The sequence below is a fragment of the Vreelandella glaciei genome (genome assembly GCF_013415125.1).
GTDB classification, from domain to species: Bacteria; Pseudomonadota; Gammaproteobacteria; order Pseudomonadales; family Halomonadaceae; genus Vreelandella; species Vreelandella glaciei.
In genome coordinates this window covers 22,311-29,201 of the sequence record NZ_JACCDE010000046.1, presented here as the reverse complement: position 1 = coordinate 29,201, position 6,891 = coordinate 22,311, and the positions used below count along the sequence as shown (strand labels likewise).

Here is a 6,891-nt window from a genome sequence, read left to right as displayed (position 1 = left end):
TTATCTTATGCTTGTTCATGACTCTTCCCCTCCGCATTGAAGTGGTTCAACTATCAATGTAGCTCTCTGAAGCTTCGAGAGGGGAGGAGTCCCTTTCATTGAACGCAGTGAAGCAATCTCAACACTATCCGCCCATTTGCATTTTCCTTCACTCTGAAAAATACTGTATATTCATACAACATTTTAAGAGTCAGGATGCCGACAATGCCGGGCCAGTCTTTTCACTTTACCCCCGCTTTGCCGTTAAGCGCTCAGCCGTTGCCGCATTTAACTTTTTTGGGCCGCGCTGGTTTTAGCGGTTTTCCTTCTCCTGCGCAGGATTACGAGCCGTGCACGCTGGATCTCAATACGCGGTTGGTTAAACACCCTACCCAGACGTTTTATGTCACCGCCACCGGCGACAGTATGGAGGGCTGGGGGATTTTTGAGGGTGATCTTCTCGTTGTGGATCGGGGGATCGAGCCGCGGCTGGGGCATATTTTGGTCGCGATGCTGGAAGGCGAAGTGTTGATTAAGCGCTACTCGCTTTACCAGGGCACCCCTCACCTATGCTCGACTCACCCACACTACCCGCCCCTGCCCCTTGAAGGCACTGACTGCAAACTGTGGGGCGTGGTGCGCGCGGTGATACACGAGTACGTACGATGATTGGCCTGGTCGATGCCAATAACTTTACATACGAATGCTAGCATATGACGAATACAAAATACTGTGGTAACTATTGACATTGGAATGAGCCTACCCTAAGTTTCTTTCCAGAAATAGACAAGGAAGTGGGCTAGCCGCTCACGGCCAGAGGGCCCTCAGGCCCGCCCCTGGTAGGAAGAATTTCCGCTCTGATTACCAATGAAAGAGGGCAAAGAGAGTGGCTGTACCTTTTACAGCGATTCGGTGAGTCACGGCTTATAAAAGCTATCAAAGATCTGCCAGGTAACAGGAAACCCTATCCCTTAAAGTAGCCCGAGTTCTTGGGGTTCAGCTCCCAAAGCCCTGTGATCTCCCCAACCTTAAGGCAAACCTCAGAGCCGATAGAGAGGTGCGATTAGGTCTTCGATCTATTCGGGGCCTGTTGGCGTCTCTTGGGAATATTCAAAACCAGAAAAGTGATGAGGCGAAATAGGGAAAATGCAAGAGGCGGACATTCGGTTGCTGTTTGATTGCGGAAATCTGAAGTCAGTAATGATCACCAGAGCGCCCCTGGTTGAAGGCTGGTGCTGCAATTTTCGCGAAAGGGTGGCGGCTGTGAGGTGCTCGACTTTCAAAGAGTAAGTCTGCGAACTTTTAAGACTCTGGATGCGACATTTCTGGCTGCAAGCCGGATTGGGTAGGCAATCGATCAACCAAGGACTTCATTATGGCGATGCTCGAAAGAGTCAGTATTACGCCTATGGCTCTCGATACCGACAAGGGTTCTCAGGAGGTTTCTTGGGTTCCGGTCAGTCGCTCAAAGCCAGTGCCAAAGGTGCCACACATATTCTTCGATGACGGAGAGCCTTGGCTCGCGGCCAATGCTTATGCACTCCACAAGTTAGACTCCGTTGTAGGAAACGATATCAAAACAGTGGCCTCAAACATGAGTCACCTAAAAGCCTACGCTTGCTGGCTAGAAGATCATGGGGTGGATTGGCGACACTTTCCGAAGAGAAAGAAAGATCGTTGTCTTTTCCAGTACCGAGGATTTCTCATTGAACAGCGGAAGGCCGGATTGGTTAGCTCCAGCACCGCCACATCGAGAATGGGCGCGATCATTCAATTCTACCGCTGGGCCCAGGTTTATGGCTGGGTTGACCGTAAGTCCATGTGGGAGGATCAGTCTAAAACGATCCAGTTCTATACCTCTGTCGGCTTCTCTCGGACGATGTCTGTGACTTCAAGCGAGTTGGCCATTCCGAATCGAAGGCGGGTTGGTGCGGCATTGGAGGATGGGCTGACCCCTCTAACGGATGAGAATCGAGCGGCGCTACTTACTTTTCTTTTCGAGCGTGGGAAAGTAGAGCTTTACCTGATGACCATGATTGGCTTCTTTACTGGGGCTCGGAGTGAGACCATTCGCACCCTGCGTCTATCAAGCATCGATAACGCCCTGGATGATCCGACAATTCCCTCAATGAAGCGCATTGCGGTGGGGCCTGGAACAGGTGTTGAAACCAAGTACGATGTGAGTGGTGCGCTGCTCTTTCCTGCCGAGCTTGTTCGTCAGCTTGAGCGATATGCTTATTCAGCGCGACGCCTTGGTCGACAGGCGAGGGCCTCCGAAGAAGATCGAACCTTGCTGTTTCTGTCTGAGCGAGGAAACGCCTACTCCGAGACGTCCTTTACAAAACTAATCAGCTACCTGCGTGAAAAGCTGGCTGAGGCAGGGCTTGATCAATTTAGGGATTTTAAATTTCACCAAACACGAGCCACTTTTGGCACCCAGTTAATGCGACTCGCAATGAGCGCCCTTCCGAGCCAGGTCGATGCCATCGTTTTTGTTAGGGATGCCATGCTCCACAAGGATGAGGCGACAACTTGGAAATATGTGAAGTTCATCGAAAAAGAGCCTGTAAAGGAGGCGCTGTCGGACGAATTTTTCAATTTGTATGTCGGCAAAGTTGGCAACGTCGAAACATTAATCGATAAGGTTACATTCAATGACGACGCCTGATTTGTTGATCCAGTATCTAGATAAGGAGAATGCGCCCCGATATGGTTCAAGGTCAGATTTAACACGGTTCCTTTATCGGGGCGGCGCGAGCTTGAGAGCGGATTTGGCGTTCAAAAAAATTGCCGTGGGAGCGCTAGGGGCGATTCGAACAGAGAGGTTGGAGCTTTTACAAGCTGTTAAAGAAGAGCTTGAGAATAGACTTTACGCTGGCCGATCGGAGAAGTCGGTGCCTCATTACCTTGCTACGTTCGTGGGATTTATGAGATTCCTGGATGAGGGCCAGCACTCGTTCAGTCTTGCAAAGCTGGAATTCAACTTCCTGGAGTACGCCGAGTATTTGTTCATTAAGTCTAGGAAGAAGGGTTCGAAGTTGAGCCCGAAGTCAGCCTACATAAAGGCTGCGACGCTGTCGTCGATTTTTGGTTCCATTCTTTCCATACCGGAAACCGTCCGCCTCATTAATAGGACTCGCCTTCGTGCCGTCAAGGAAGCGCCAAAAGCGGTCAGTCGGATTGCTGAGAAGCAAAACTTGGAGGCTACCTTCAAGCAGGGGAATTTCCTGGTCGATATCGCGGAAGGATTGTCTAAGGAAGCTGTTTATGGGCCCCTGCCCCTAGAGATCCCAATCCGAGCCGGTCTGGTTGAGGGCAATGAGGTGTTGCTCCATGCGGGATTGCAAGAGCTTGAGTTGGCAGCTACTCCCAAGCCTGGCTGGGCATATCAGAAAAAGGTCCTCTATCGGGAAGCGTTAAAGCGACGAGAGGCGGTCAGTGATATTTCTCCCCGGAGGGGCGGAGCGAAAAGGTGGCACCTGGTGAACCTGCGAGTCCAGGCAGAGTTTCTGATTTTCCTTGCTCAGACAGGCATGAATTTGACTCAGGCTAGAGAGTTGGGGCGCGGAGCCTTGAAGTATAAGCCGCTCGGCGATAGCTGGCAGGTAAGGTGTTACAAGAACAGGAGAGGAGGTGAGGTAAGCTTTCGAATTTACAAGTCTTACAAGCCCTTTCTTGAGCGATTTCGAGCCTTTGTGAACCATTTCTTTCCTGATTCTCCAAACTTTTTCCCTCAGTTTGATAATTATGGCAAGGGAGAGAGTGTGTCGAGAACGGGGCTTACTCACTTTGTGGCGTTTCGGCAGTTATTTGAAGCACATGGACTTGCTTGGGTTACACCACGAGAACTGAGAAACACCAGGGTGAATTGGCTTTTGCGCCGCTCAGGAGACCCTGAATTAACGGCAGATATGGCTCAGCATACTCGGGAGGTGTTAAAGGACCAATACGAGCGACCTAGTCAGCAGCGAGCTATGGTTGAGGTTGCCCGGTTTTGGAGCAAGCACGACCCTATCAAGCAAAAGGATCTCAAGGCGTCGGTGATTTCCAGCAGTTGCAATGGTGACCCAGAATCGGTGGCCGATAGACCTGGGGGGATAGTTGAACCTAACTGTGTCAATCCATCTGGTTGCCTGTGGTGCAAGCATCATCGCGATGTAGATAGTGAAGACTATATCTGGTCCATTTCCTCCTTTCGGCATCTCAAGACGATTGAGGCAAGCATGACGCTGAGTCGTGAAGAGGTGCCCTCTGACGTCGTAGTTGATCGGTTATCCGAAAAATTGTCGTGGTTTAAGAACTCTAGTTCCAGGCGTGCTGGCTGGGTGTCAGAAGCGCAGGAGCGGATTGAAGAGGGTGATTACCACCCTAATTGGGCCCCAATTATTGAGCTTCTGGAGCAGTAATGAACGCTGACACTTTGCGCTTTATGTCGCCATCCACGTTGGTTACGGTCGACTCGCCGTTGTATCGACCGCCATGCTTTCCGCCACCCAGAGATTGGGCGGTATCGGTCGACAGCGAAGGTGCCCCGCTGTCCCTATATGGTGATGATTTCTGGGACTTTCGGGCGTTCGAGCGCTCTGCGACCTTCAATTTTAAAAAGGACGGGATTTCTGATGAGAATGTCTTTCTTGTCAAGCAGGTTGTGCTCTTGGTGCTTTATCATCCGCGACTTTTTCCTGGGCGAATTAGGAGTTGTGTTTACTCGTTTGGAGCCCTGACAAAGATTGCAAGCGTCTGCGATAGTAAGGGAGTGCTGATCTCGGACGTTGAGAGGTTTCCGGCGATTCATCAGGAGATTGCTGATGCTCTTCAGTGCGCCAGTTTTAAGGTTTACGTCAACTTTCTACATAGATTGAGATTGCAATCAGATGTTCTTGGCTTTGAGGTATTCGGAGGGAGAGGTTTGGCGCTCCTGGCGTCGCAGATAAAAGGTCATGAGAAGGTTCAAACTCCATATATTCCACCCAGAATATGGGCGTACCAGGTTAAGAGGTTGAATGAGTGCCTGGACGATTTTTTCGAGCATGAGCAAGCGCTGGGAAGCGCATTCAGCTGGTTATCAGAAGCGTATACGTATAACGCCTCTTGCGTAAAGGATGTTAAATACCATTCACCCTTTTATGAGCCGCACGTTTACAAAAAAAGAGTGCTGTTTGCAGGAGGGTTTGAAGGATTTTCTGTGGAGTATGGACTTTCAGGGCTTTTCGAGAAATGGCTGGGCGTACCGCCTCTCATCTACAGGAGTACCCGCTTTACGGCCTATCTCAATATGGTTAAAGAGGCGGCTCTATTTTACATCATGAGCTTCTCCCTTCAGCGCCTGAATGAGGTGAACTCGCTCAGGTCTGATTGCTTTCTCATCGAGCGTGACGAGAGGTTGGGGGATATCGCAATGTTGGTTGGGGAAACCACGAAAACTGATCCTGATGATGATGCTCGATGGGTTGTGCCCAGCACCGTTAAGAAGGCTGTTGATGCGGCGAGCACCATTGCTAAATGGAGGCTGAAGTATTTCCCAGGGGGTGAGTCTGCGCCTGAATGGGATAGTTCTTCTGTGCCGCTCGCGTTGGCCGGAACGGAGCCGTGGCTTCCAGTAAAGGGTAACAACCGAAACTCCAAGAACGAACTTATAGGGCAATTAAGGCTGGGTCCCTTCATTGATCGCTATCCGCTTTTTTTCGATCCAGAAGAGATGGCAGTGACAGAAGAGGATTGGAAAATTGCGGTGTCTATGACCCCGAATATTGGCAATAGAGAAGGATTTGGCATCGGGCTTCAATGGCCTTTAGCGGCGCATCAGTTGCGACGCACCACCAACGTCAATATGTTCGCCTCCAACATGGTTTCTGATCAAAGCTTACAGTGGCTCATGAAGCATGTGAGTCAAAAAATGACGCTTTACTATGGCCGCAATTTCACTAATTTGAGACTCAACTCGGATGCTGAAACTTCCGTCATAGTCGAGTCCTACAAGGCAATTTACCGGCAGATTGCAAGTGTGGTGGAAGATAGCTTTGAGAATGTGCGCCCTCATTCTAAGCAGATGATCCCGATTAAGGTTGTCAATCTTGTAGAAGCTGGGGAGGAAAAACAGCTTACGAAGTTAATAGCCAAAGGCGATATTGGTTGTCGGCGCACACTGGCCGGATTCTGCATGAAGGCTGGGGTCTGTGAGTATGGTGGTATTGAGTCAATGGCGCAGTGTGCTGGGGCTGATGGCGGAGGCATCTGCACAGATGCGATTTTTAAGCGTGAAAATGGGCCAGCCTTGAGACGACTAAAGGCTGCTCACGAAAAGAAAATCGAGTCGCTGACCTCCGAGAGTCCACGTTTCAACGCTTTGAAAAAAGAAATCTATGCGATAGAGGTGTATCTCAGTGTCGTCAACGGTTAAGAAATCGGCAGAGCAAGAGTTCAGGGATGCATTTGATCGGCTGAAAAAAGGTAAGACAATCCGCCTTCCTTTGGGGGCAGCTGTTACCCAAAACAACGTTGCGAGAGAAGCGGGACGAGATCCCTCAGCTTTGAAAAAGGACAGGTACCCTTTGCTGATACTTGAGGTTCAAGCCTACATAACTTCTAAGTCGGAGCAAAAGAGGAGCAGCAAGCGTACTACAGACAACAGGGCAAGAACCGATAAGCAGAAGATCGCAGACTATCGCAAGCAGATTGATCGCCTGAGTTCTATTGTGGCGGCGCAGAATTCGACTATCGAAGAGCTTCTGGATGAGATTGAGCGGTTGAAGGCCGGGAGGGTGTCACGCTTTTAGCCCTCCGGTTACACGTAATATTCCGGTAAGCTCATGATATTCAATGACGCATAGCAGGTTACGCTTTTCCGATTTGCTACCCAAATGATGCTACCACAATTTGGCCGCTCGGGTCGCAAAGCGAACATTCAGGGCC

At 50.1% G+C, this 6,891-nt stretch carries 6 protein-coding genes; all 6 read left to right on the top strand.

Annotated elements, in window-relative coordinates:
- Positions 1–204: 204 nt before the first annotated feature.
- The 6 genes from HZS80_RS21620 (at position 205) to HZS80_RS21600 (ending at position 6,755) form a co-directional block, all read left to right on the top strand.
- Positions 205–648: a LexA family protein gene (locus tag HZS80_RS21620; RefSeq protein ID WP_179917285.1), complete on the top strand. Its 444-nt coding sequence runs from the start codon at positions 205–207 to the stop codon at positions 646–648.
- Positions 649–815: 167 nt separating this feature from the next.
- Entirely contained in the window at positions 816–959 is a 144-nt protein-coding gene (locus tag HZS80_RS24275; protein ID WP_472956698.1) for a CppA family protein, read from the top strand.
- A gap of 395 nt (positions 960–1,354) precedes the next feature.
- Entirely contained in the window at positions 1,355–2,647 is a 1,293-nt protein-coding gene (locus HZS80_RS21615) for a tyrosine-type recombinase/integrase (RefSeq protein WP_013786616.1), read from the top strand.
- Complete coding sequence (locus HZS80_RS21610) at positions 2,634–4,385, top strand: hypothetical protein (protein ID WP_034821501.1); 1,752 nt, start codon at positions 2,634–2,636, stop codon at positions 4,383–4,385. The genes HZS80_RS21615 and HZS80_RS21610 overlap by 14 nt, the downstream gene beginning before the upstream one ends.
- Complete coding sequence (locus HZS80_RS21605; RefSeq protein WP_013786618.1) at positions 4,385–6,379, top strand: hypothetical protein; 1,995 nt, start codon at positions 4,385–4,387, stop codon at positions 6,377–6,379. Before HZS80_RS21610 ends, HZS80_RS21605 begins: the two co-directional genes overlap by 1 nt.
- On the top strand, positions 6,363–6,755 hold the full coding sequence (locus HZS80_RS21600; protein WP_013786619.1) for a hypothetical protein: 393 nt from the start codon (positions 6,363–6,365) through the stop codon (positions 6,753–6,755). The genes HZS80_RS21605 and HZS80_RS21600 overlap by 17 nt, the downstream gene beginning before the upstream one ends.
- The last annotated feature ends 136 nt before the right edge of the window (positions 6,756–6,891 follow it).

Coding starts and splice junctions, on each gene's coding strand:
- HZS80_RS21620 (WP_179917285.1), top strand. CDS start 205: ATGCCGGGCCAGTCTTTTCACTTTACCCCCGCTTTGCCGTTAAGCGCT.
- HZS80_RS21615 (WP_013786616.1), top strand. CDS start 1,355: ATGGCGATGCTCGAAAGAGTCAGTATTACGCCTATGGCTCTCGATACC.
- HZS80_RS21610 (WP_034821501.1), top strand. CDS start 2,634: ATGACGACGCCTGATTTGTTGATCCAGTATCTAGATAAGGAGAATGCG.
- HZS80_RS21605 (WP_013786618.1), top strand. CDS start 4,385: ATGAACGCTGACACTTTGCGCTTTATGTCGCCATCCACGTTGGTTACG.